Annotated in this window: 23 protein-coding genes; 8 read left to right on the top strand and 15 right to left on the bottom strand. The window is 66.5% G+C overall.

Going from position 1 to position 19,482, the window contains the following annotated elements:
- Window positions 1-975, bottom strand: coding sequence for a pirin family protein (locus G6N33_RS10805; protein ID WP_044509339.1), 975 nt, complete (start codon window positions 973-975; stop codon window positions 1-3).
- 78 nt (window positions 976-1,053) lie between these two features.
- On the opposite strand from G6N33_RS10805, the gene G6N33_RS10810 reads away from it, so the two are divergent.
- A complete protein-coding gene (locus tag G6N33_RS10810; protein ID WP_044509338.1) occupies window positions 1,054-2,502 on the top strand; it encodes a chloride channel protein in 1,449 nt (482 codons plus the stop codon).
- A gap of 3 nt (window positions 2,503-2,505) precedes the next feature.
- On the opposite strand, the gene G6N33_RS10815 is transcribed toward G6N33_RS10810, so the two are convergent.
- A complete protein-coding gene (locus G6N33_RS10815) occupies window positions 2,506-3,051 on the bottom strand; it encodes a Dps family protein (protein WP_044509337.1) in 546 nt (181 codons plus the stop codon).
- 85 nt (window positions 3,052-3,136) lie between these two features.
- Window positions 3,137-4,048, bottom strand: coding sequence for a DNA-3-methyladenine glycosylase family protein (locus tag G6N33_RS10820; RefSeq protein ID WP_044509336.1), 912 nt, complete (start codon window positions 4,046-4,048; stop codon window positions 3,137-3,139).
- Window positions 4,049-4,139: 91 nt separating this feature from the next.
- Between G6N33_RS10820 and G6N33_RS10825 the strand changes: the two genes are divergently transcribed.
- The gene (locus G6N33_RS10825) at window positions 4,140-4,523 is read left to right on the top strand and encodes a nuclear transport factor 2 family protein (RefSeq protein ID WP_044509335.1); all 384 of its coding nucleotides are present in this window, start codon (window positions 4,140-4,142) and stop codon (window positions 4,521-4,523) included.
- Window positions 4,524-4,547: 24 nt separating this feature from the next.
- Here the strand turns inward: G6N33_RS10825 and G6N33_RS10830 are convergent, their stop codons facing one another.
- Genes G6N33_RS10830 through G6N33_RS10845 form a run of 4 tightly spaced genes read right to left on the bottom strand, consistent with a single transcriptional unit; the run spans window position 4,548 to window position 7,373 of the window.
- The gene (locus tag G6N33_RS10830) at window positions 4,548-4,925 is read right to left on the bottom strand and encodes a DUF427 domain-containing protein (RefSeq protein ID WP_044509334.1); all 378 of its coding nucleotides are present in this window, start codon (window positions 4,923-4,925) and stop codon (window positions 4,548-4,550) included.
- 57 nt (window positions 4,926-4,982) lie between these two features.
- The gene (locus G6N33_RS10835; RefSeq protein ID WP_044509333.1) at window positions 4,983-5,822 is read right to left on the bottom strand and encodes a class I SAM-dependent methyltransferase; all 840 of its coding nucleotides are present in this window, start codon (window positions 5,820-5,822) and stop codon (window positions 4,983-4,985) included.
- A gap of 19 nt (window positions 5,823-5,841) precedes the next feature.
- A complete protein-coding gene (locus G6N33_RS10840; RefSeq protein WP_101528388.1) occupies window positions 5,842-6,870 on the bottom strand; it encodes an NAD-dependent epimerase/dehydratase family protein in 1,029 nt (342 codons plus the stop codon).
- Window positions 6,867-7,373, bottom strand: a complete 507-nt coding sequence (locus G6N33_RS10845) for a nuclear transport factor 2 family protein (RefSeq protein ID WP_044509331.1) — start codon at window positions 7,371-7,373, stop codon at window positions 6,867-6,869. The genes G6N33_RS10840 and G6N33_RS10845 overlap by 4 nt, the downstream gene beginning before the upstream one ends.
- A 138-nt stretch (window positions 7,374-7,511) precedes the next feature.
- Between G6N33_RS10845 and msrA the strand changes: the two genes are divergently transcribed.
- The gene (msrA, locus tag G6N33_RS10850) at window positions 7,512-8,027 is read left to right on the top strand and encodes a peptide-methionine (S)-S-oxide reductase MsrA (protein ID WP_044512684.1); all 516 of its coding nucleotides are present in this window, start codon (window positions 7,512-7,514) and stop codon (window positions 8,025-8,027) included.
- Between the two features lie 6 nt (window positions 8,028-8,033).
- On the opposite strand, the gene G6N33_RS10855 is transcribed toward msrA, so the two are convergent.
- The gene (locus G6N33_RS10855) at window positions 8,034-9,359 is read right to left on the bottom strand and encodes a cytochrome P450 (RefSeq protein ID WP_044509330.1); all 1,326 of its coding nucleotides are present in this window, start codon (window positions 9,357-9,359) and stop codon (window positions 8,034-8,036) included.
- Between the two features lie 211 nt (window positions 9,360-9,570).
- On the opposite strand from G6N33_RS10855, the gene G6N33_RS10860 reads away from it, so the two are divergent.
- From G6N33_RS10860 to G6N33_RS10870, 3 genes are read left to right on the top strand one after another with little or no spacing between them, the layout of a single operon-like run.
- Entirely contained in the window at window positions 9,571-10,125 is a 555-nt protein-coding gene (locus tag G6N33_RS10860) for a TetR/AcrR family transcriptional regulator (RefSeq protein ID WP_044512682.1), read from the top strand.
- Between the two features lie 56 nt (window positions 10,126-10,181).
- Window positions 10,182-10,394 carry a TOBE domain-containing protein gene (locus G6N33_RS10865; protein ID WP_044509329.1) on the top strand — a complete coding sequence of 71 codons (213 nt, stop codon included), beginning with the start codon at window positions 10,182-10,184 and terminating at the stop codon, window positions 10,392-10,394.
- A 9-nt stretch (window positions 10,395-10,403) separates the two neighbouring features.
- On the top strand, window positions 10,404-11,447 hold the full coding sequence (locus G6N33_RS10870) for a zinc-binding dehydrogenase (RefSeq protein ID WP_044509328.1): 1,044 nt from the start codon (window positions 10,404-10,406) through the stop codon (window positions 11,445-11,447).
- Here the strand turns inward: G6N33_RS10870 and G6N33_RS10875 are convergent.
- From G6N33_RS10875 to G6N33_RS10890, 4 genes are all read right to left on the bottom strand, one after another.
- Window positions 11,437-12,321 carry an alpha/beta fold hydrolase gene (locus tag G6N33_RS10875; protein ID WP_408632792.1) on the bottom strand — a complete coding sequence of 295 codons (885 nt, stop codon included), beginning with the start codon at window positions 12,319-12,321 and terminating at the stop codon, window positions 11,437-11,439. The two genes, G6N33_RS10870 and G6N33_RS10875, sit on opposite strands and share 11 nt — an antisense overlap.
- Window positions 12,322-12,384: 63 nt before the next feature.
- On the bottom strand, window positions 12,385-13,059 hold the full coding sequence (locus tag G6N33_RS10880) for a hypothetical protein (RefSeq protein WP_044509326.1): 675 nt from the start codon (window positions 13,057-13,059) through the stop codon (window positions 12,385-12,387).
- Window positions 13,060-13,086: 27 nt separating this feature from the next.
- Window positions 13,087-13,626: a CsbD family protein gene (locus tag G6N33_RS10885; protein ID WP_044509325.1), complete on the bottom strand. Its 540-nt coding sequence runs from the start codon at window positions 13,624-13,626 to the stop codon at window positions 13,087-13,089.
- 167 nt (window positions 13,627-13,793) lie between these two features.
- Window positions 13,794-15,038 carry a sulfotransferase family protein gene (locus G6N33_RS10890; protein ID WP_044509324.1) on the bottom strand — a complete coding sequence of 415 codons (1,245 nt, stop codon included), beginning with the start codon at window positions 15,036-15,038 and terminating at the stop codon, window positions 13,794-13,796.
- 28 nt (window positions 15,039-15,066) lie between these two features.
- Here G6N33_RS10890 and G6N33_RS10895 point away from each other — a divergent pair, with 28 nt between their 5' ends.
- Window positions 15,067-15,654: a TetR/AcrR family transcriptional regulator gene (locus G6N33_RS10895; protein ID WP_044509323.1), complete on the top strand. Its 588-nt coding sequence runs from the start codon at window positions 15,067-15,069 to the stop codon at window positions 15,652-15,654.
- Complete coding sequence (locus G6N33_RS10900) at window positions 15,651-16,763, top strand: DUF1214 domain-containing protein (RefSeq protein ID WP_044509322.1); 1,113 nt, start codon at window positions 15,651-15,653, stop codon at window positions 16,761-16,763. The genes G6N33_RS10895 and G6N33_RS10900 overlap by 4 nt, the downstream gene beginning before the upstream one ends.
- Here G6N33_RS10900 and G6N33_RS10905 read toward each other — a convergent pair.
- The 3 genes from G6N33_RS10905 to G6N33_RS10915 are packed head-to-tail and all read right to left on the bottom strand — an operon-like array spanning window position 16,760 to window position 19,474.
- A complete protein-coding gene (locus G6N33_RS10905; RefSeq protein ID WP_044509321.1) occupies window positions 16,760-17,806 on the bottom strand; it encodes an LLM class flavin-dependent oxidoreductase in 1,047 nt (348 codons plus the stop codon). The two genes, G6N33_RS10900 and G6N33_RS10905, sit on opposite strands and share 4 nt — an antisense overlap.
- Complete coding sequence (locus G6N33_RS10910) at window positions 17,806-18,330, bottom strand: SRPBCC family protein (RefSeq protein ID WP_179962682.1); 525 nt, start codon at window positions 18,328-18,330, stop codon at window positions 17,806-17,808. Before G6N33_RS10910 ends, G6N33_RS10905 begins: the two co-directional genes overlap by 1 nt.
- Before the next feature lie 22 nt (window positions 18,331-18,352).
- Window positions 18,353-19,474 (bottom strand): fatty acid desaturase family protein, encoded by a 1,122-nt coding sequence (locus G6N33_RS10915; RefSeq protein ID WP_044512678.1) that lies wholly within the window; start codon window positions 19,472-19,474, stop codon window positions 18,353-18,355.
- Window positions 19,475-19,482 lie beyond the last annotated feature (8 nt).

Here is a 19,482-nt window from a genome sequence, read left to right on the forward strand (position 1 = left end):
TTAGAGTGTGCCACCCGCACGATGCGGCATTAAAGCGTTTGGTGGAATGTGGCCAAACTTCCCCGCTTGGTAATCCTCCAACGCTTGGATCAATTCCGCGCGCGAGTTCATCACAAACGGCCCGTAATGGAAAACGGGCTCGCGGATCGGTTGTCCACCCAGCAGCAGTACGTCCAGGTCCGAGGATCGCTGAGTCTGCTCGGCGGACACCGTGATTCGGTCGCCCGGCCCCAGCACTGCCAACTGTCCCTGGTGAATTGGGTGAGCTATCGGGCCCACGTTTCCACTCCCGGACAGCACGTACACCAACGCATTGAAGTCCCGCCGCCATGGTATGTTCAGCCGCGCACCCCCGTGAATAGTGCTGTGCACCAACGTGATTGGCGAGTGTGTCCGGCCCGGGCCACGGTGTCCGTCGACCTCTCCGGCGATGATGCGCAGCAACGCCCCACCGTCCTGGGATGCCAACAGCGCCGAGTCTTCGCCCTCGATGGCCTGGTACCGCGGCGCGGCGAACTTGTCTTTCTTGGGCAAATTCACCCACAGCTGGATGCCATGGAAGACACCACCGCTTTCGACCAATTCGGCCGGCGGGGTCTCGATATGCAAAATGCCCGAGCCGGCCGTCATCCACTGCGTTGCGCCGTCGGTGATCAGTCCGCCCCCACCGTGGGAATCCTGGTGCGCGAACTTGCCGTCAATCATGTACGTCACCGTCTCGAAGCCGCGGTGCGGATGCCAATCGGTGCCCCGCGGCTCGCCCGGCTCGTAGTTGACCGCGCCCATCTGATCCATGTGCACAAACGGATCCAGCGCCGCGGCGCTGACCCCGGCGAATGCCCGGACGACCGGGAATCCCTCGCCCTCGTACCCGCGCGGGCCGGTGGTGATCGCGCGAACGGGGCGCTCGGTTTCTTCCGGACCGGCTGCACGCACCCGGGCCAACGTCAAGGTGTCTGCGGTGATGGCAGGCATATCGACCTCCTTTGTTGAGAGCTACCGGGTGTAACCGGACTGTAGTCCGTTTATTCCAGGCTGCCTTAGGATGGGCCGGTGGACCCGACCGAGGACCAGCCTGAACCCGCACTTTCGGCCAATTTCGCCTCGCCGGCCGCCGCGGGCGGACGGTTCGGGGCGTCCATCCGAAACTCGGGTTATCTACGCAAGTGGTTACTCCTGGGCATCACGATCGGCGTCATCTCGGGCCTCGGCGCGGTCGTGTTCTACCTCGCCCTGAAATACACCGGAGATTTCCTGCTCGGGTATCTGGCGGCCTACCACATCCCCACCCCGGCGGCCGAGGGCGGCAGTCACGGGTCCGCCGGTTTCACCCGGCCCTGGGCGATCCCGCTGGTGACGACCGCCGGCGCGCTGGTCTCGGCGCTGCTGGTGGCCAAGCTGGCACCGGAGGCCACCGGGCACGGCACCGACGCGGCCATCGAGGCGGTGCACACCGATCCGCGCGCCATCCGGTTCCGGGCCGTCGGAGTGAAGATGGTGGCCAGCGCGCTGACCATCGGCTCGGGCGGCTCCGGGGGCCGCGAGGGCCCGACGGCGCAGATATCGGCTGGGTTCTGCTCGCTGTTGACGCGGCGGCTGGGCCTATCCGACGAGGACGGCCGGCTTGCGGTGGCGCTCGGTATCGGGGCGGGTATCGGCGCGATCTTCGCCGCGCCCCTCGGCGGCGCGGTGCTGGGGGCGTCGATCACCTATCGAGACGATTTCGACTATCGCTGCCTGTTGCCGGGATTCATCACCTCCGGGACCGCCTACGCGGTGCTCGGCGCGTTTCTGGGCTTCGCTCCGCTGTTCGGCTACATCGACGCCGAGTACCGCTTCGAAAAGCCGTGGCCGTTGCTGTGGTTCGTGGTGCTCGGTCTGGCCGCCGCGGCGGTCGGTTACCTGTATGCCCGGACCTTCCACGTCGCGATCCGGCTGACCCGGCGGCTGCCCGGCGGTCCGCTGCTCAAGCCCGCGGCCGGCGGGTTACTCGTCGGACTGCTGGCCCTGCTGATACCCCAGATCCTCGGCACCGGCTACGGCTGGGCGCAACTGGCCGCGGACCGAGCGGCGCTGCTGGACATCCCGCTCTGGATCGTCGTCGTGCTGCCGTTCGCCAAGATCATCGCGACGTCGCTGTCGATCGGCACCGGCGGCTCCGGCGGCCTGTTCGGTCCCGGCATCGTCATCGGTGCGTTCTGCGGGGCGGCCATCTGGCGGCTCAGCGAGGCGACCGGGCTGCCCGGCGTGCCGGATGGCCCGGGCATCTTCGTCGTGGTGGGCATGATGGCGTGCTTCGGCTGCGTCGCCCGCGCCCCCCTGGCCATCATGATCATGGTTGCGGAAATGACCGGCTCGTTCTCCGTGGTGCCCGGCGCGATCATCGCGGTCGGCATCGCCGCCCTGCTGCTGTCGCGCACCAACGTCACGATCTACGAGGCGCAGCGACTCAACCGCGAAACCGCCGAAGCCGAACGCGCACAGTCGGCTTCGGCGGACTGAGCACTACCCCTTGCGCGCGGTATCAGCGGCGCCCTTCTCGGTCTTCTTGCCCTGGTGCTGCAGCTGCCCGCCGGCACTCTCCAAGTGCGCGCGGACGAACCACTGGAACTTCTCCAGCGGACCGGCCTGTCCGATCAACAGATCCTGGGTAACCTGGTCAAGTTCGTCGGTCTCGTCGATGGCTTGCCGGATGTCCTCGATTACCCCGGTGTACACCAGGTCCAGCGCGGCCAGGTGGGCCTGGACGGTGTCGCGCCCCACCGAGTAGTCATCCCAGGAGCGGTCCCGAATGATGGCCCCCGGCGTCCCTTCGGGCGAAGCACCAAGGGCCGCAATGCGTTCGGCCACATCGTCGGCAAAGCCGCGCACCGCTTCGACCTGCGGATCGATCATTTCGTGCACGCCGATGAAATTGGGGCCCACGACATTCCAGTGAATGTGCTTGAGCGTCAGATGGAGATCGTTGTAGGTGCTCAGCTGCTTTTGTAGCAACTCGGTGAGTCGCGCGGCCTGCTTGTCACTCAACCCCGGAATGGTGAACTGCGTCATCGATCGCTCCTGCGTTTCGTATGCGTGTGAGTAGGCGTCAGTTCTCGACGAATACCCGATGGCCGAACTGGAAAACACCCACTGGTCACAGCGCGTGGATTTGCTGAACCGGCAGCCGCGCACCCCGGCGCGGCTCGTAGGCCAGGCCGCTGGCTTCCAACAAACGCACCACCCGATGACGGTGCGGGCGCATCGGTTCGAGCAACTCGAGCATCAAGTCGTCATCGCCTGCACGTCCCGCCAACGTCCACCCGATCATCTTCGGGATGTGGTAGTCGCCGACCGACAGCGCGTCGGCATCGCCGAAGGCCCGCTGCGCCGTCTCGGCGGCCGTCCACTCCCCCACCCCCGGTAGCGACGTCAACGCCGCGCGGGCCTGCTCCGCGGGCCGCGACAGCAACCGCTGCAGCGCCCCCGCGCGCCGCGCGCAGGCCACCACCGTCTGGGCTCGCCGCGGATCGACGTTGGCGCGATGAAATTCCCACGACGGGATGTGGCGCCATACGTCGGGCGGCGGCGGCACCCGCATGCCGGCCGGGGCCGGCCCGGGCGCCGGGCTGCCGTACTTGGACACCAGTACCCGCCACGACTTGAACGCGTCGGCGCCGGGCACCCGCTGCTCGATGATCGCTGGAATCAGGGCCTCCATAACCTGCCCCGTGCGGCCTAGCCGCAGATGGGGAACCCGCCGGTACGCGGCCGCCACCGTCGGATGGGTCGGCGTGAAGTCCGTGGCGTCGTCGTACGCGCCGAGGAGCGCGGGCAGGCCCGCCAGGAATTCCTCGGCCCCATCACCCCACGCCTGGCAATGCACCGCGTCAGGGGCCGCGCGGCGCAGCTGCGCCGTGACGGGACCGCTGGGTAGCAGGCTGGTCCGCCAGATGGTGCCGTCAGACCAGGCGCGAAAACACGGGTCACCGACGCCGCGACGCAGCGGCGCCAAGGTATGCCCGAAGCTGACGGCCCCGGGGAAGGTCACCGTGCGTGTCCCGTACACCACCAAACTCTGGTTCCCTGCCTCGCCTGACCCGCTTGACCCCGAATGACCGCGATTGACCGGCCACTGTCTGCCACGACACTATTGCGATGTGATGACACCCTTCGACGCTCCCAATGCCGAGCTGGTCTGGATGTTCATCCAGAGTCTGACCGCAGGCGGCGATCTCGACGAGGGTTTCGCGCTACTGAGCGACGACTTCACCTGCTGGAGCCTGTTCACCCGCACCACGTATGACAAACAAGCGCTGCGGCGTGCCGTCGAGCGCCGCAAGCAGGGGCTCGACCTCACGATCGACCTGTTGCGCTGCATCAACGAAGGCGACACGGTCGTCATCGAAGCCCATGCCACCACCGCCGACGGCGTGCGTTACGACACCCCGTTCGTGTGCATCTTCGAAACCCGCGACGGGGTCATCGTGTCGATGCGCGAGTACGGCGACACCCGGGCGCAGGCCAAGCTTTTCGCCGAGTGATCGCGCCCGGCTCACTCACAGCGCTTAGGCGCCGACGCTGATATCGGCCTTGTTCGGGTAGAACGCGACGTGCCCGGCGATCTCGGCGACCGCGGGGTACGGCTGCTCGTAGGTCCACACCGCATCCTCGACGGTGTCACCGGCGGAAGTAGTCACGGCGTAGTAGCTGGCGTCACCCTTGAATGGGCAGTAGCTGACCGTCTCGGTGCGGGTGAGCCGGTCCTGTGCCACGTCGGCCAGCGGGATGTAGTACACGACGGGGATGGTGGCTTCCCGCAATTCCAGTGCGGCGGCGGTGTCCGCGATGAGATCGCCGTTGACACGAACCTGAACGCGTTCCTGGGCGGGGGTGATGGTGATCGGGTGCCCGGCATTGGGTTCCAGGACTTCCTTGTGGCTCATGCGGCGACCTCCTTCGGCGTCTGGGCTCAGACGTTTGGTTGCAACGCCGCTACGCGCTCATGGCTTCCCGACTTGCGGGGGCCCGAACGCGTAGCGGTGGTATTGGGACATGTTGCGCAACGCCTGCACCTTCGCCATCGCCCGGCCCAGCCAGCGCACCGCCGGCGAAACCATTTCGAACGTATCGCTGTCGAAGACGGATTCCCAGACCAGCACCCGCACGCCGGGGACGGCATCGACGATGTCGCTCGGCTCGTCGATGCCCCAGTGCAGCTTCGAACCGGAGCGGCGCACGACGCTGTTGATCCACTGCGAGCGGATGCCAAAGGTGTTGAAGGCATCGAATTGCAACTCACCCGAGCTGAACCGGTCGACGACGCGGCGCAGCAGCGCCAGCCCGTCGTCTTTGGTCAAGTACATCGTCAGGCCTTCCGCCAGGAACAGCACCGGTCGGTCGTCGGGGATGTCGGCCAACCAGGACGGGTCGGTCACCGAGGCGGGCAGCATTCGGTAGTTGTCCCGCGCCGGATAGACGCGTTCGCGCAGTCTGATCACCTCGGGGTAGTCGACGTCGAACCAACGCACCCCCGCGCCCGGATCCAGGCGGTACACCCGAGCGTCCAGCCCGCACCCCGCATGCAATACGACGGCGTCGTCGTGCACGGCCAGAAACTGGCCGGTCCAGTTGTCGAAGTGCGCGGAGCGAACGGCGACCGATGGAGCCCGCCGCGCATCGATAGTCGTTGCGGCCCAATCATATTCGATACGTTCGACGGCAGCCTTGGCATACCGGTCGTGCAGGATCGAGCGTGGGGCGTCGGCGTCCAGGGCCTTGGCGTACAGCGTCGCCAGCATCGTCTGCGGGGGCCCGTCGAGGTCGACGCGCTTGCGGTGCATATTGCCGAGCCTAGGCCGCTCAGGCCGCCGTTCGGGGAGTGCGCATGGCGGCCCAGAACCGGGCGGCTTCGCGGATCGACTCCTCGACCGGCCGCGGCTGCCAACCGAGCTCGCGTCGCGCCTTGCCGCAGTCGACGGGAGCCTCGGCGCGCATCATCCGCACCGACGCCAGGCTGAGTTGGGCGTCGGTGCCGGTGAGCTTCGCCTTGAGCGTGCCGGCCGCGGCCAGCGCGTAGAGCATGGGGACCGAGATCGCCCGTTGCGGCGGCGGCACGCCGGCCTCGTCGGCGGCGATCCGGATCGCATCGTTGAGCGCCATCATCTTCTCCGAGATCAGGTAGCGCTCCCCGACGCGGCCGCGTTCGGCGGCCAGGATCATCGCCCGCGCCGCGTCGTCGACTCCGACGACTTCGAGCTGGATGCCGTTCATCAGAAAGGGCAACTTGCCGAACACCGCGCCCGCGATGAACGCGCCATGCGGCGTGCCGCCCCAGTCGCCGTCGCCGTAGGTGGTCGACACACACAGCGCGACGGCGGGCAGGCTCGCCTCCGCGACGTAGCGCATCACCAAGTTCTCGGCCTGGACGCGCGATTTGACGTACGGGGTCTGCCCGCGGGAATCGATCACGTCGTCTTCGGTTGCGACGTGCCCGTGCCGCCGGCCCACGGTCGCGTAGGTGCTGGTGAAGATGAACTTGCGCAGGTCCGGCTGGTTGACGGCGACATCGAGGACGTTGCGCAGTCCCGCCACGTTGGTGTGAAACAGCGGCGAGGGGTCGCGCAGCCAGGCGCGGGTATCGACGACGCAGTAGTACACATCGTCGACACCGTCCATCGCGGCGCGCACCGTGGCGGTGTCGAAGACGTCGCCATAAAAACGCGAGCAGCGCGTCGCGTCGAGGTCATCGATGGAGCGGGTGTTGGCGTTTCGGCGCACCATCGCCCGTACCTGCGCACCGTCGGCGACGAGCTGTCGGGTGACGTGCGAACCCAGAAAGCCGTTGGCGCCGATGACAAGCTTGGGGCGGAGTTCGGGGTTGGTGCTCACTGAGCCTGTCCGTACTGCTGCAGGAAGCGCGCGGCGTCCTCATCGAGGGTGCCCAGTTGCTCGGCCTTACGGCACCACTTCAACGAGGCCTGCACGAAGCGCAGCGGGTTGTAGATGTCTTCTTGCCGACGCCACAGACCGTCGCCGGCGTAGGTGATGATCGAGATGTTGGTCGCGGCGACGACGCTGCCGTCGCCGGGATCGCGCATCGGGTTGTCGAGTTCCATGATGACGCGCCCGGTGGGCTCGTCGATGACCGACCACAGCGAGGGAAACGCGACCATGTGGCTGCCCGGATAGGTGCTCATCGTCCGCCGGATCCATTCGCGGACCTCGTCGCGGCCGTGCATGGTGCCGGCGGCGTGTTCGATGTACAAGACGTCGGGGGTGTAGTGCTCGACCCAGGCGTCCCAGTCCTTGGATTCGGCGGCCCGGGCAACGGTCTGTTCGAATTTCTGGAAAGCGTCAGCGAGTTCGCTGCGCGAGAACGGCCCGGCGCTCATAGCGCGGCCTGCGGTTTCACTTTTGCGGCGCCGTTGCAGCTCATCGGCGGAGTGTAACCTGGCCTTGACTGTGCCCGGTGCATGCCCGGTTTGTGCCCGGGTGATGCCCGAGCCCTGCCCGGATTCGGAGGACACGAGATGGCGGAGACCCACAAGGCGATTCTTGCCGGCGGCTGTTTCTGGGGCATGCAGGACTTGATTCGCAAACAACCCGGCGTCATCGCGACCCGCGTCGGCTATACCGGCGGCGATGTGCCCAACGCGACCTACCGCAACCACGGCACGCACGCCGAAGCCATCGAGATCATCTATGACCCGTCGGTCACCGATTATCGCGCCCTGCTGGAGTTCTTCTTCCAGATCCATGATCCGACAACGAAAAACCGGCAGGGCAACGACCGCGGCACCAGCTACCGGTCAGCGATCTTCTACGTCGACGATGAGCAGAAGCGCATCGCGCTGGACACCATCGCCGACGTCGACGCGTCCGGGCTGTGGCCCGGCCAGGTCGTCACCGAGGTCAGTCCCGCCGGCGACTTCTGGGAAGCCGAGCCCGAGCACCAGGACTACTTGGAGCGCTACCCCAACGGATACACCTGCCACTTCATCCGCCCCGGCTGGAAGCTGCCGCGCCGCGCGTCGGCCAGCCAGTAGCCGAATTTAGCGACGCCGCACGGTAATTCGACCGCCGCGCTTCGGCACAAACGCGACACCGCGACAGTGCCAAGGCTCGTCGGACGCGCCGGTGGCTTGAATGGCAAAGTGGCGTAACACCGTTCGGAGTACCACGTCCATTTCCAGATTGGCGAACGCGGCTCCCACACAGCGTCGGGTGCCACCACCGAATGGAACCCAGGACAGGGCCGCTGGCTTCGTGTCGATGAACCGCCACGGGTCGAAGCGTTCCGGATCGGGAAACAGGTCGGGGTTGTTGTGCAGTTCCGCGATGCCGACAATGATCGAGCAGCCGCGCGGAATCACCCACTCGCCGAGTCGGTAGGTCTGCGGGTAGACGTGCCGGCCGGCGAAATCGATGACGGTTCTGGCTCGTTGCACTTCCAGGATGGTCGCCTGGCGGAGTTCGTTGTTGTCGCCGTCGGCCTCCTCGACCAGCGCGGCCAGCAGCTCCGGATGCCGGCTGATCCGCTCGAACGCCCACGCCAGTGTCGACGCGGTGGTCTCGTGCCCCGCGGCCAGGAGGGCCAGCAGCTCGTCGCCAATGTCTTTGTGCGACATCGCCGACCCGTCGTCGTAGTTGCTGCGCAGCAGCAGCCCCAGCACGTCGTTGCGGTCGGCGAAGTGGGGATCCGCCTGCTCGGCCGCGATCAGTTTTTCGATGACGTTGTCGTACTGGTCGCGCCACTCGTCCAGCCGATGCCACGGACTGAATCGCCCGTAGTTTCGCTTCGGCTTGGGCAGCGCTGCCAGCCGCGATCCCAGGGTGACCCAGGGCGGGATCAGCCGGCGCAATTCGTCGAGTTCGGCGCCGTCGGCCCCGAATACGGCCCGCAGGATCGCGTTGAGCGTTATCCGCATCATCGGCGTGAGGGTGGCGAACGACTGCCCTTCGGGCCAGTCGGCAGTTTCGCGCAGCGTCTCCTCTTCGAAGATGGTCTCGTAATTCTTGATGCTCTTGCCGTGGAAGGGCGGGGCCAGCAGCCGGCGCCGGCTGCGGTGCTCGTCGCCCTCCAGCGCAAATACCGAGCCGTAGCCGAACAACCTGCTCAGATTGGGCTGGATGTTGCCGAGTTCATCCGGGCTGGTGGTGAAGATCTGCTTGGCCAGCTGCGGGTCGCTGACCGCGATGACGCGCCCGAACATCGGCAGCCGCAGCGCGAAAACACTGCCGTACCGCCGCGACAGCCGTCGAATCATCATTCGCCGCGCCAGCGCAAAGCCGAGGCCCTGCACCAGCCGCGGTGCCGGGACGGCGGGCGGCAACTTGACCGCGGGGACCGGTGCCTCGGTGGTGACTAGTTCGCTCATGGCGTCATTGCTCCCAACGTCCGCCCCGAAATGAGGGTCGGTACTGCGATGTACCACGGATCTGTACCGTACGGTACTCTGTAGTACCGAGCCTGACAAGGGCAGCATATGCGCGAAGGGGCCGCCGATCATGCCATCCGCTCCTACGGCCACAGCGGTTGTCGTGGATGCTGTCCCGGACGGCAACGGGGACCGCCAGGACCCCTTCCGGATGCGGCTGCTGGACGGCCTGGCCACCGCGATCAACGAACGCGGCTACCGCGCCAGCACGGTCGCCGACATCGTGCGTCATGCCCGCACATCCAAGCGCACGTTTTACGGCCACTTCGCCAGCAAAGAGGCCTGCTTCCTCGAGTTGCTGGAAAACGACCTCGAGACACTCGGGGCCCGCATTGCCGCCGTCGTCGATCCCGAGGCGGACTGGCATCACCAAATCCGTCAAGCGGTTGAAGCCTACGTCGCCCATATCGAAGGCCGCCCGGCCATCACCTTGAGCTGGATCCGAGAGTTGCCCGGACTGGGAGCCGTTGCCCGGCCGGTCCAGCGCCGCGGCTTTCAGTTGCTGTCGGACCTGCTGATCGCGTTGAGCTCGGATGCCGGATTCCAGCGCGCCAACCTTCCCCCGTTGACCGCACCGCTGGCCGTGATCGTGATCGGCGGCCTGCGCGAGCTGACGGCGATCACCGTCGAGGACGGCCGGCCGGCCCGCGAGATCGTCGAGCCGGCAGTGGATGCCTGCGTCGCGCTGCTGGGGCCACGCCGCTAGAGGCTCATCGAGGCGGCGTCTAGGCTCATCGCAAAGCCCCACCCGGAAGGACTGCAATGCGGCTATCCACCCGAAACCAGCTCAAAGGGATCATCACCGAGGTCGACCTCGGCACCGTGATGGCGGTCGTCAAGATCCGGCTCGACGGTGGCGACCAGGTCATCACTTCCTCGATCACCAAGGATGCGGCCCAGGATCTCGGTCTGGAAGTCGGGCAGCCCGCGACGGTGTTCATCAAGTCCACCGAAGTCACCATCGGGGTCGAGTAGCACCACGGCATGCCGCCGACCATGCGCGCCGAGCGCTTTTACGCTGACACCAAAGCCATTGCCCTGGAAGACATTCCGATCCCCGTGCCGGGCCCGGGCGAAGTTCTGGTCAAGGTGGCGTTCTGCGGGATCTGCCACTCGGATTTGAGCCTGATCAACGGGACCTTCCCCGCCCAGGTGCCGGTGGTCACGCAGGGCCACGAAGCCTCCGGCACGATCGCGACATTGGGTCCGGACGTGACCGGCTGGGCCGAGGGCGACCGGGTGGTCGTCGCCGCCGGCCGGCCCTGCCAGAGATGCGCGAACTGCCGCCGCGGCGACGCCGTCAACTGCCTGCGGATTCAGTTGATGGCGTTCGCCTATGACGGCGCCTGGGCCGAATACACCGTGGCCCAGGCCGCCGGACTGACCCGCGTCCCCGGCAACGTCTCGCTCGAGCAGGCCGCCATCCTGGCCGACGCGGTGTCCACCCCATACGGGGCGGTGGTGCGGACCGGCAAGGTAGCGGTCGGGGAATCGGTCGGCGTCTGGGGCGTCGGCGGCGTCGGCACCCACATCGTGCAGCTCGCGCGATTGATCGGTGCGGCACCGGTGATCGCGCTCGACATCAATCCGGCCGTGCGCGAGCGTGCCGTCGAACTCGGCGCGGATTACGCCCTCGACTCCCGCGACGGCGACCTACGCGACCAAATCCGCGAGGTCAATGGCGGACACAAGCTGGATGTGGCCTTCGACGCCGTCGGATTGAAGGCTACCTTCGAGCAGGCCCTGGATTGCTTGCGGCCCGGCGGCCGGCTGGTGAGCGTGGGAATGAGCGCGGAATCTCCCACCATCGGGCCCACGGCCATGTTCGGACTGGCGCGCAAGCAAGTGCTCGGCCACCTCGGGTACCAGAACGCCGACATCGAGACCCTGGCCAAATTGGTTTCGCTTGGCCGCCTTGACCTTTCCCGCTCAATCAGCAACGTCGTCTCGCTGGAAGACGTCGAGGCCGGGATCGAGATGCTCGAGCACGCGGACGGCAACCCGATCCGGATCCTGGTCAAGCCCTGAGAAACGCCCGCAGCCGATCCAGCACCAACTCGGGCCGTTGCGCCACGATCCAATGCCCGACCCCGTCGACGAGTTCCACCTGGAAATCGCTGATGCGGTCGGCGTATCCGTCCAGCAGCCGTGGTGTGATCACCGGATCCTCGGTGCCACTGAGCCAACGGACCGGCACGTCGACGCGGTAGTCGTTGTACTCGCCACGCAGCCAACTGCGCATCTCCGTGGTCTGAAAGCTGCGATACCAGCGCGAGCCGGCTTCCGCGTGTCCGGGCTCGCGCATGCACTCGCTGTACAGCCGGATGCTGTCCTCGGGCAACGCGAAACCACCACCGACCCACGACCCCAGCACTCGCAGAAACCGCGAGTTCGGACGGCTGATCACCCGTGGTCCGATCACCGGCAGCAGCATCGGAACCTGGTACCAGAACCGCCACAGGTCGCGCACCGCCGCCAGATCCAACTTCGCCCACGGCGCCACGGTGTTGAGTCCGAAAAAGCCGGAGACCTTCTCGGGGTGCCGCAGCATCATGATGAACGCGGCGGGCCCACCCCAGTCATGCGCGACCAGCTTCACCGAGCCGACACCCAGGTGATCGAGCACACCGGCGAGATCTTCGGCCATCTCCGATTTGAGATACCGCGAACGGGGCGCCGAGCTCCAACCGGCACCCCGCAGGTCCGGACACAACACGCGGTAGCCGTCATCGGCCAACGGACCGATCAGCTCGTGCCACTCCCACCAGTTCTCAGGGAAGCCGTGCACCAACATGACGGCCGGACCGTCGGCCGGGCCGGCGTCGGCGACGTGGATGGTGACGCCGTCACCGAGTGCTACGAAACGGTGCTCGACGGTGACCGAGCCAGGCAGCGTGGGCATAGTGACCATGCCTCGAGAAGGTAGCCGCCAATCCACTCGCGCAACAAGAGCCGTTCCCGACGGTCAGTCGTTGGCGCGCTCGGCTTGGCGCTTTTCCTTCTCGGCGTTCGCCAACTCTTCGAGCTGATTCGCCTCGGACCGCTTCTCCGCAGCCTCGCTGCGCCTCTCCCGGGCCTCCCCGAGCTGTGCGTCGGCCACCTTCGACGCAGCCTTCTCGGTGGCCCGAGTCCTCGTTTCCACTTGGCGCCGGGCCGATTCGGCCGCCTTCTTGCGGTCCGCGGCAACCTGATCGACCTGGCGCTTGGCGGCGGCACTTTGCTTCTGGGCACCATCGACCGCCGCGCGCTTGCGGTCCTGCTCCGCTGCGCGTGCCTGCTCGATCTCCTGCTCGGCGGCCGCCTCGGCCTCCTGGCGCTCTTCCACCGCGGTGTCGTGAGCCGCCTTGAGCTTCGTGTCGGCCTTCTCGATCCGGCTGGACGCCTTCGCATCGAGCGCGGCGGCCTTGCCCAGCGTCTCGGAACGCCGGGCCAGCGCCGCACCACGATCGGCAAGATCGGAATCCCGCAGCACATTGCCCACGGCCGCATCCAACGTGCCGAGGGACCGTTCGTAGACCAGCCGGGCCGGGGCTTCGGTGCTGATCCGCGCGAAAACCCGATCCTCGATCAACTGCAGCGGGAACCGGGCGAGCTGATATTGGCAGCGCAGAACTGCGAACGGGACGTCGGTCAATTTCATCGAGTGCTCCTCTGTCTGGCTTCGGTTTCAGCTGTCGGATTCGGCTTCGCGGCGCAGGCGTTCGGCCGCGAGCTTCTCGTTCGCAGCCACCTGCACCTCGCTGTGGTGCTCCGCGGCGGCGTCGGTGGCTTCGACTGCTGCAGCATGCTTTTCCGCGCGCTCTTCGGCTTTGGCCTGCTCTACCTGGCGCTCGGCGTCGACCTTGGCCTGAGTCTGTTGCACCGCGGCGCTCTGCGCGGCGGCCTGGTCGGCGGCACGCTTTTGGGCCGCCTGTTGGGCTTCGATCGAACCCTCGACCGCCGCTGCCTGTGCATTGGCGGCCAGCCGTTGTTGGGCGGCTTCGACTTTGGTTTCGGCTTCTTGTGTCCGCGCCCGTTGGGCCTGCTGCTCGGCGACCGCATCGATCGCGTTGGCTTCGCGGCGTTGCTGTGCTTGAGTTTGTTCGAGTTGCCCTTCGGCGGTCAGCGAATCGTTGCCGCTCACGGCGCCGACGACTTCTTTCACCTTGCCCTTCAGCGAATCGAGCAGTCCTTTGCGCGCCTGGCCGGACTTACCTTGGTCAGCCATGAGATCTCCTTCGCCCGGACATCCGGGTTCCGTGGGTACAAATCCAGCTTTTCCACGACCTCAGCGGGTTATCCGTTGGTGACCTCGACCACCCCGAGGAGGCGGCGTCTGAGCCGTGGCGAGTTGTAGGGTTCCCACTTACCGCCGCACGAATCGAACGATTTGCGCTAGGCCAGAAATCGCTGGGCGTACGGCGCGAAGCGCTCGCGGATCGTCGCCTCGTCCAGCCCGAACATGTCGAACGACGTTTCCACACTGCCCAGCCGGCCACGCCGGTGGCTGGCCAGGTAGTCGGTGGCCGCCTTTTCCGTCTCGTCGGTGAACGGTTCGCCGGCCAGCGCGTAAACCCGCCGGGCGACGCCGATTTCGTCGGCCATGAAGTCGTCGAAACGGATGTCGATGGAGCGGTCCGGGCCGATGGCGTCGCGATCGCGGACCAGCGCGGTCAGCATCTGATCGAGCCGGTCGATCCAGGAAGCGGCGATCTGCCGCACCGGCACCGGCGTGCGGTGCATGCGGGCGGAGTAGGTGATCATCGCGATCATCGACAGGGCCACGGGCACCGGATCACGGTGAGTGAACACGACGATGCTGTCCGGGAACACCCGGTTCAGCACCCGCACCTGCTCGAGATGTTGAGGCGACTTGAGCAACCAGCGCCGTCCGCCACGCAGGTACTGCATCGCCCTGAGTTGCGTGGCGAGATATTCGTAGTGCGGCGTCTGGTCGTGGGACTGGTAGTAGTCACGCCAGCGCGGCACGTCGGCCAGGGTTTCCAGCAGCATCGTCGACACGTCGTTGGCCAGCAGCTGGATCTCCTCGTGCACGTGATCGGTGGTGATCTCATGCATCAGCGCGAAATGCGGCATCACCGCGTCCAGCACGCTGACCGCGACATCCATTCGGGTGCGTCGCGGATCGGGTTCGATACCAACCTCATTCGGCGTCGGAAACGGCTCGACGCTCTCCCAGTACGGCATGGTCCGAAACGTCGGCGGCGCCGCCAGCAGGTTGTGCAGATGTGTCGTGCCGGTGCGGGGCAGGCCGGCGATCACCACGGGTGCGTGCAGTGCGATGCCGTTGATCTCGGGGTGCCGCTTGAGCAGGTCGACCAACAGCAGCCGGTTCTTGAGCACCTGTAGCAGTTGGTTGTAGAAGTTCACCCGACCCGCGTCGTGCAGGCCGTCGATCTCGCGCAGCGCGGCCAGGTATACCTCGAGACGTTCCCGGTAATCGTCCGGCCCAAAGTCGTGCAACCCGGTGTCAGCGCTGGCCTGTGCGTGCAGCGCGTCGGCCCGCAGCGGGCACTGGGCGGCCATCATGGCCATCATGTTGAGAATTTGTTGGCCCTGCGCGCTGAACTGCGGCTGGGCGAGGTCGTCGAGACGAACTGAGTGAGCGGCATTGGTCACGGCGACTTATGTTACTGTGAGTTTCGTAATGGTTGTGGATTTTGGCCGCCCCCGTGACCCACGTATCGACGCCGCCGTGCTGCGCGCCACCGTCGAGCTGCTCGCCGAGACCGGCTATCCCGGGCTGCTGGTTTCCGCCATCGCCGAGCGGGCCGGCACCAGCAAGCCCGCCATCTATCGGCGCTGGCCCAGCAAGGCGCATCTGGTCCACGAGGCGGTGTTCCCGATCGGCGCTGCGACCGAGGTCCCCGACACCGGGTCGCTGGCCGGCGATGTGCGCGAGATGGTCTGTCGCACAGCGAAATCCCTGACGACGCCGGCGGCCCGTGCGGCATTGCCCGGGCTGATCGGCGAGATGGCAGCCGACCCCACCCTGCACGCGGCGCTGTTGGAGCGGTTCACCGGCATCATCGGCGGCGGGCTCGCCGCGTGGCTCGACGCCGCCGCGGCCCGCGGTACGGTGCGCCCCGAGGTGACGGCCGACGAATTGGCGGAGGCGCTCGCCGGTATCACGCTGGTCAGCCTGCTCACCCGACCCGATCAACTCGGCGCCGCACACGGGACCACCTGGATAGACCGCACCACGACGTTACTCCTGAAAGGAATCAGCACATGACGCACGAATCAACCGCCGCGTGGCGGGAATTACTGGCCACCCTGGGGGATCTCGATCGCGTCTTCCTCGACGGTGAGCGTGCGGTCACCGACGACCGCCACGTCGCCGACGGTTACCGCATGCTGGCCACCACGCTGGGCGTGGCCTTCGACACCCAGCTCTTCCCCGAACCGGGCCGACCGCGCTTCGCGGCGGTGAACACCCCGTTCCGGCGCGACCGCCGGTGGGGCGGCGACAACACCGACGCGTATTACTTCGTCTGTCCGATCGATCCGAAACGCCGCTACCGCATCAGCGGCAACAAGGGCGACAGCGTCTACTTCTCGGTGACCGCCTACAACCAGCCAGCACCAGGGGCCTGGTCGGACCGCGTCGTCGCCATTGTGCGGGACACCGATCTGGACATCGATGCCGACGGCAACTTCTCCTTCGAGTTTCCCGCGACGCCCGATGCGGCGACACTGATGACCCGCGACTATCAGGCACACCCGCTGACCGGCCGCCCGGTCGAGTGGCACATCGAGGCGCTCGACGAGCCGGAACCGATCCGGCACGGCGACGCGGAGACCGCGGCGCGCCTGCGTGCCGTAGCGGCCTGGTTGCGGACGATGTCCGCCATCGTGCCGTTGGCGGTGGGCGCGCGGGTCGACGACGAACACGGCCTGGGGCACGAAACCGTGCGCGCCGCAAACGAATTCGCCGATCCTTATCAAGTGCCCGACGCGAACTTCGGTTGGTCGGCTCGCGACGCCTGCTACGCCTACGGCAGTTTCGTGCTGGACGACGACGAAGCGCTGGTGATCACGCATCGGCCGCCGCCGTGCCGGTTCTGGAACCTGGTGGTCTGGAACCAGTTCATGGCCACCTACGGCGATCCGGAAAGCCCCGCCACCCGGTCGTCGCTGAACAACCACAGCGCGGTGCCCAACAGCGACGGGTCGGTCACCGTTGTGCTGTCCGGCGAGATCACTGCTCATCCGAATTCGTTGACGACGCTGGGCTATCCGCGCGGCAACCTGGCGTTCCGCTGGTTCTTGTCCGAAGAAGTACCGCAGCGGCCGGAGGTGAAGCTGGTCAAGGTCGTCGACGCGCCCACCGGGCCGAGCTAGCTGTCGCGGACCATCTCGATGGCTCGGCCCAGCGTCTCCAACTTGGCCGCTAGCGTGTCGCCGGCGGGATAGAGCCGCACGGTGGTGACCCCCGCCTCGCGCCACACCGCGAGGCGGGCGCGGACCATCTCTTCAGTCCCGATCAGGGTGGTGCCGAGCACCATGTCGTCGGTTACCAGTTGGGCGGCGCCGTCGCGGTCACCGCCCTGCCACCGCTCGCGCACCGCGGCCGCCACATCGGCCCAGCCCTGCCGGCTGTAGGCCTGGTTGTAGAAGTTGGTGCTGGAGGAGCCCATGCCCCCCAGACTGAACGCGAGCTCCTTCTTGCGGGCGGCGACCATGCCACGCAACGCGTCCTCGTCGGCGGCGAACGCGACCTCGGCGCCCTGGCAGATGTCGAGGTCCGCGCGGGGGCGTCCGGCCGCGGCCAGTCCCGCATCGAGGTGCGCGAAGTACGCTTCGTCGGCGCCCTCCGGGACGAAGCTGGTGCCCAGCCATCCGTCGGCGATCTCGCCGGTCAGCCGCAGCATCGCCGGGGACAATGTCGCCAGATAGATCGGAATGGCGTGCTGGGCAACGTTGGACACGCGCATCGGCACGGCCTGGCCGGGGCGGGGAATCTGAAACTCTTTGCCGGAATACGAGATCTTGCCGCCCGCGAACACTTGCCGCACGATGTCGACGGTCTCGGCGGTGCGGGCCAGCGGCCGCCGAAACGACACCCCGTGTAGGCCCTCGATCACCTGCGGTCCCGAGGCACCCAGGCCCAACAAGAAACGCCCGTTCGACAGATTGGACAGCGTCATCGCGGTCTGTGCGACGAGCACCGGTGATCGCGTGCCGACCTGCAGGATGCCCGAGCCGAGCAGCATCGTCGAGGTGCGCGCGGCGAGGTAGCCCAACGCCGAGGGTGCGTCGGCACCCCACGCCTCGGCGACCCAGCACACATCGAGGCCGAGCTTCTCGGCCTCGACGGCCAGGGTCACAACCTCGGCGACTTTCTCGCTGCCACCGGAGAACTCGACCGTCGTCGCGGTACGCATCAGCGCACCCCTTGCTCGGCCAGCCTCTTAATCGCCGCTAACGTCTTGCCGATCGCGGTTTCGAACTCGCGCATGCGGACGAAGACGATCTTTTCCTCTTTGTCCGGCATCGAGTCGATCGCCACGGACAGGCCCGAACGGCCCGGACCCATCTGCATCCAATAGTTCAGGCTGGTGCCCCCGTCCCGGGGCGTCAGCCGGAACCGCCAGATCGACGACGGGTGCTCGACATCGCCGACCGCCCAAGCAAATTCCTTCCGCTGCTCGCAGGCCACGATGTGCGAGGTGGTGCTCCATTCGCCGAATGCGTCGTGCTGGTTGTGTCCGACGAAGCGCGCCCCGAGCTTCGGGCGGTCGACGCCGCCGGCCCACTCCACGGCCTGCAACTCGTTACTGAAGGTCGGCATGAGTTTGATGTCGGAGATCAGATTCCAGACCCTGGCCGGATCGGCGTCAATCCACGTCGAGGCTTCTACCGTCGGCTTGTCCGCGTAACGTGCACCGGTCCATTCCACGGGCTCCATTGTTCCCTACCCGGGAGTGGGTTCAGGCCGCGACGGGCTGCCGATCAGGAGACGCGCCGGTCTTGATCTTCGGCAGCAGCGACACCAACGCCCCGCGGTCGGGGAAGGTCAGCTTCACGATCTTGCGCACCACGGTGCCGAACTGCTGCAGCAGCGGGCCGCTGTTGTACGGGATGCCGTAGCGCTCGCAGATCTCCTGCACCTCGGGTGCGATCTCCGCGTAGCGGCGCGCCGGCATGTCCGGGAACAGGTGGTGCTCGATCTGGTGTGACAGGTTGCCGGAGAGCAGGTGAAAGATCTTGCCTCCGGTCAGGTTTGCCGAACCCAGCACCTGCCGGAAGTACCACTGACCCCGCGTCTCATCCCGGGTCTGTTCGACCGTGAATTCCTGGGTGCCGTCGGGAAAGTGCCCGCAGAAGATGATCATGTACGACCACACGTTGCGCATCAGGTTGGCAGTGAGGTTGCCGGTGAACACGAATGGCGCAAACGGTCCGGCCAACAGCGGGAACGCCAGGTAGTCCTTGAGGGTCTGGCGCCGGGTCTTCTTCCAGATTGCGCGCAGCACGTCACGCTTGTCCCGCAGTCTGATCTCACCGGAGCGAATCTTTTCACTCTCCAGTTCGTGCAGCGCGACGCCGTATTGGAACAGCACCATCAATAGGAAGGCGTACACCGGGTTGCCCAGATAGTAGGGGTGCCATTTTTGGTCCGTGCTCATCCGCAGGATGCCGTAACCGATGTCGCGGTCCATGCCCACGATATTGGTGTGGGTGTGGTGCATGTAGTTGTGCGAGTGCCGCCACTGGTCGGCCGGGCAGGCCGTGTCCCACTCGAATTCGCGGCCGCAGATGGTGGGGTCGCGCATCCAGTCGTACTGGCCGTGCATGATGTTGTGACCGATTTCCATGTTGTCCAGAATTTTCGACACGCCCAGCATCGCCGTGCCCAGCAGCCAGGCGGGCGGCAGGAATAGCAGTGCGCGGCCTCCCACTTCGAGGGCCCGCTGGGTTTTGATGACGCGGCGAATGTATTCGGCATCAACCTCGCCGAGGTCGGCCATCACCCGGTCTCGGATGGCATCGAGTTCCCGGCCCAACGCGTCGGCCTGCTCGGGGGTCAAGGTGATCTTGTTGTCTTGCATGGCAATTC

This window comes from Mycobacterium simiae (genome assembly GCF_010727605.1).
GTDB lineage: Bacteria > Actinomycetota > Actinomycetes > Mycobacteriales > Mycobacteriaceae > Mycobacterium > Mycobacterium simiae.

Excerpts from the sequence above, each read along its gene's own strand:
- G6N33_RS10865 (WP_044509329.1), top strand. The coding sequence starts at position 10,182 with ATGCGGCTATCCACCCGAAACCAGCTCAAAGGGATCATCACCGAGGTC.
- G6N33_RS10855 (WP_044509330.1), bottom strand. The coding sequence starts at position 9,359 with ATGAGCGAACTAGTCACCACCGAGGCACCGGTCCCCGCGGTCAAGTTG.
- G6N33_RS10830 (WP_044509334.1), bottom strand. The coding sequence starts at position 4,925 with ATGAGCCACAAGGAAGTCCTGGAACCCAATGCCGGGCACCCGATCACC.
- G6N33_RS10860 (WP_044512682.1), top strand. The coding sequence starts at position 9,571 with ATGCGGCTGCTGGACGGCCTGGCCACCGCGATCAACGAACGCGGCTAC.
- G6N33_RS10805 (WP_044509339.1), bottom strand. The coding sequence starts at position 975 with ATGCCTGCCATCACCGCAGACACCTTGACGTTGGCCCGGGTGCGTGCA.
- G6N33_RS10910 (WP_179962682.1), bottom strand. The coding sequence starts at position 18,330 with ATGGAGCCCGTGGAATGGACCGGTGCACGTTACGCGGACAAGCCGACG.
- G6N33_RS10835 (WP_044509333.1), bottom strand. The coding sequence starts at position 5,822 with ATGCACCGCAAGCGCGTCGACCTCGACGGGCCCCCGCAGACGATGCTG.
- G6N33_RS10905 (WP_044509321.1), bottom strand. The coding sequence starts at position 17,806 with ATGCGTACCGCGACGACGGTCGAGTTCTCCGGTGGCAGCGAGAAAGTC.
- G6N33_RS10870 (WP_044509328.1), top strand. The coding sequence starts at position 10,404 with ATGCCGCCGACCATGCGCGCCGAGCGCTTTTACGCTGACACCAAAGCC.
- msrA (WP_044512684.1), top strand. The coding sequence starts at position 7,512 with ATGGCGGAGACCCACAAGGCGATTCTTGCCGGCGGCTGTTTCTGGGGC.
- G6N33_RS10875 (WP_408632792.1), bottom strand. The coding sequence starts at position 12,321 with ATGCCCACGCTGCCTGGCTCGGTCACCGTCGAGCACCGTTTCGTAGCA.
- G6N33_RS10885 (WP_044509325.1), bottom strand. The coding sequence starts at position 13,626 with ATGGCTGACCAAGGTAAGTCCGGCCAGGCGCGCAAAGGACTGCTCGAT.
- G6N33_RS10880 (WP_044509326.1), bottom strand. The coding sequence starts at position 13,059 with ATGAAATTGACCGACGTCCCGTTCGCAGTTCTGCGCTGCCAATATCAG.
- G6N33_RS10900 (WP_044509322.1), top strand. The coding sequence starts at position 15,651 with ATGACGCACGAATCAACCGCCGCGTGGCGGGAATTACTGGCCACCCTG.
- G6N33_RS10815 (WP_044509337.1), bottom strand. The coding sequence starts at position 3,051 with ATGACGCAGTTCACCATTCCGGGGTTGAGTGACAAGCAGGCCGCGCGA.
- G6N33_RS10915 (WP_044512678.1), bottom strand. The coding sequence starts at position 19,474 with ATGCAAGACAACAAGATCACCTTGACCCCCGAGCAGGCCGACGCGTTG.
- G6N33_RS10845 (WP_044509331.1), bottom strand. The coding sequence starts at position 7,373 with ATGAGCGCCGGGCCGTTCTCGCGCAGCGAACTCGCTGACGCTTTCCAG.
- G6N33_RS10895 (WP_044509323.1), top strand. The coding sequence starts at position 15,067 with ATGGTTGTGGATTTTGGCCGCCCCCGTGACCCACGTATCGACGCCGCC.